This is a genomic window from Phaeobacter sp. SYSU ZJ3003 (assembly GCF_041300735.1).
GTDB classification, from domain to species: Bacteria; Pseudomonadota; Alphaproteobacteria; order Rhodobacterales; family Rhodobacteraceae; genus Phycobacter; species Phycobacter gallaeciensis_A.
Map to the genome: position 1 here is coordinate 1 of NZ_PXNU01000120.1, position 2,404 is coordinate 2,404.

Consider the following 2,404-nt stretch of genomic DNA (forward strand, 5'->3'; position numbering starts at 1 on the left):
AAGCCGCATAACCATGAAATCCGCAGCGTCGCCCGAAACGCTTTTCAACATCGTTCGGGACATTCCCCGAGAGTTTCCCGACCAGAGAGACAAAGTGACGACCGTCCTCCCGGGTGAGGGTCCCGATCTGCCGCTTTCCGTGCAGGGAAACCAGCAGGCCAATGGAAAACCGGACCGACTTGAAACCCCCGTGCCGCAGCTCGTTGGATCGATGGTTCAGATACTGTTGTGCAAGGGCAGCCACGGTGTCTCTGCCGATGATCGGGTTGCTTGCCCGGAACACCGGGGCCGCCACACGCACCGGTTCAGCTCGTTCAAGAACGATCCCTTCCCTTGCCTTGGCAACGATCTCTTCGAACTTGGCGTTGACCTCCGCCGCTCTGACCTTTGCTTCCTTGGCGTCGCCTGTCTTGAGGGACTGTTTTAGCGCCTGCCCAAGGACGGGCTGCAGCGCCTTGGGGTAGTTGCGGCGGTATAGCCACGTTTGTTGCTTGAGATACGCGTAGGGTATCCGCATGGTTCCTCCTTGGGGCAGTCGCCCCAGTTGAGTGTTGCTTTGAGATTTGTTGTTTGATTACAATGCCTAGCAGGGATTGGGGTGTTCCCTGCTGACCACCTTGATGATCAGATCGTAGTCAGGTTCGCCGTAGACATCCTTCAGCGGACCGGTAAGGCTATAACCACCCACGCAGTCATCAAAGACGTAGTCGACCCGGAAGAGATGCTCTGGCCAGTCCTCGTCTGCGCAGATGACCACGATGTCGCCCGGGGCAATCATGGCAGCACCATGGCGATGAACAGGACCAAAACGCAGAACGGCCAGTCGATCACGAAGAGTACGAGCAGGAAGATCAACTCAGTCATGGTCAGCCCTCCAGGCCATGACGACGGCCAGTATGACCACGAACGTCAGGACGGGGTGGGACCGAGCCGCTAGCCAGACCAGTGCGGTCAGCACGGACTTCGGGGGCGGGCACAAAAGAAAACCCCCGGCGAGAACGCCGAGGGTCGATAGGATACGCATTGGAAGCCTCCTGTGGTTGGTATCATTTTAGATACGCAGGAGGGCTCAGTTTTTGTGGGTGGGGCGAACTGGAAAAGCTCCCTGCAGCGCTATCTTTAGGGATGGTTGCAGCTGCAGAGAGATACTCGTAATGAAAAGAGCTCCACTCACGGAACAACTGAGTTGTATCATTGTGGAACCGTGCTCTCCAAGCGTGGTTTTCCATACCTTTCAACGGTCACGATAAGCTGTACAAACTAGAGTCAGAGAATTGTCATGCTACGAAACAAACTAGCCGCACTTCGTCATCTGCTTCACGAAATGGAACAGGAACTGGGACTTGATAATCTAAGCCCAGTTCAGCGTGACGTTCTCTATGCCGCACACTTGCTCTCGGAGGGTGCTGAAACCTTCACGACAGCCCAGCTCCGCAGGCACGAGATGGTGCAGGATATCTCCAAGCCAACGTTTTTCAGAGTTCTGAAAGCTCTTCAGGAGGACGGGTACATTGTCCAGGGTCCCGAAGCCGTTCAAGGCACCTATCGGTTGGCTCAAAGTGCAGCCGAGCAAGCTTGACTTTGCTCAGGCGCGCATGATCTTTCGATACCTCGACAGGTCACAAGAAAATTCGCCTATGATTTCTTCTTATGGCAGAGTTGTTCCAGTGTGAAACTGTGTGCCCTTGGGGGTCGTAATAAGTCAGGATGAAATGCAACACATTTCAGCAGCAGCCCAAAAGTTCTTTACGCACCCCGCAGTCATAGTTTCATCCGCGTACGCCATTGCCTATCTGATAACAGTCATGTTCTTGTCCGGCGCCGTCGTCGGTGGCTCTGGACCCACGGCCAGTGCAAGCCTGATCTTTCTCCCCCACGGCGTTCGGATCATCGCAGCCTGGCTGTATGGCTGGCGTGCAGTGTTCTATATACTCCCGGGTGCATACATTACCCATCTGGCGCGCTTACAGGAGGCAAGCAGCGTTAGTCTGAGTGATTTCTTGGGGCCTGCCTTCGGCGTCCTGTGCGCATCTTTTTGTTTCTCTGTTATCGCTCGTATGGGGCACGACCTTCGCTTTGGATCCGGAAACCGTATCAACTGGCGAGACATCATCCTCGTGGGGGCTCTGGCCTCGGTTATCAATTCAGCCGGAACAAACCTTGTCTACGGGAATAGCCTGCACATTACCGCAGGATACTTCGTGGGAGACATTCTTGGGATGATCACAGTGATGTTCATCCTGATGCTCAGCTTCAGACTCCACAGAAAATATTCATGAGTAGCTGAGCCGCGCGAACCAAAATCAAACGATAGAGAATGAAGAATGACGACTTGTTCTGAATCGCTCCGGTTTCATCGGAGACCTATAGCTTCATTTCACGCGACCATATCGAGCACGTCGCG

At 54.4% G+C, this 2,404-nt stretch carries 4 protein-coding genes; 2 read left to right on the plus strand and 2 right to left on the minus strand.

Annotated features, from left to right (window positions below):
* A partial coding sequence (locus C6W91_RS20915) for a DUF6538 domain-containing protein (RefSeq protein ID WP_370571579.1) occupies positions 1 to 517 on the minus strand: 517 nt, incomplete at its 3' end.
* 66 nt (positions 518 to 583) lie between these two features.
* On the minus strand, positions 584 to 778 hold the full coding sequence (locus tag C6W91_RS20920) for a hypothetical protein (protein WP_370571580.1): 195 nt from the start codon (positions 776 to 778) through the stop codon (positions 584 to 586).
* Between the two features lie 501 nt (positions 779 to 1,279).
* Between C6W91_RS20920 and C6W91_RS20925 the strand changes: the two genes are divergently transcribed.
* Together C6W91_RS20925 and C6W91_RS20930 are read left to right on the plus strand one after the other, a co-directional pair.
* On the plus strand, positions 1,280 to 1,579 hold the full coding sequence (locus C6W91_RS20925) for a hypothetical protein (protein WP_370571581.1): 300 nt from the start codon (positions 1,280 to 1,282) through the stop codon (positions 1,577 to 1,579).
* Between the two features lie 133 nt (positions 1,580 to 1,712).
* On the plus strand, positions 1,713 to 2,279 hold the full coding sequence (locus tag C6W91_RS20930; RefSeq protein WP_370571582.1) for a hypothetical protein: 567 nt from the start codon (positions 1,713 to 1,715) through the stop codon (positions 2,277 to 2,279).
* Positions 2,280 to 2,404: the final 125 nt, after the last annotated feature.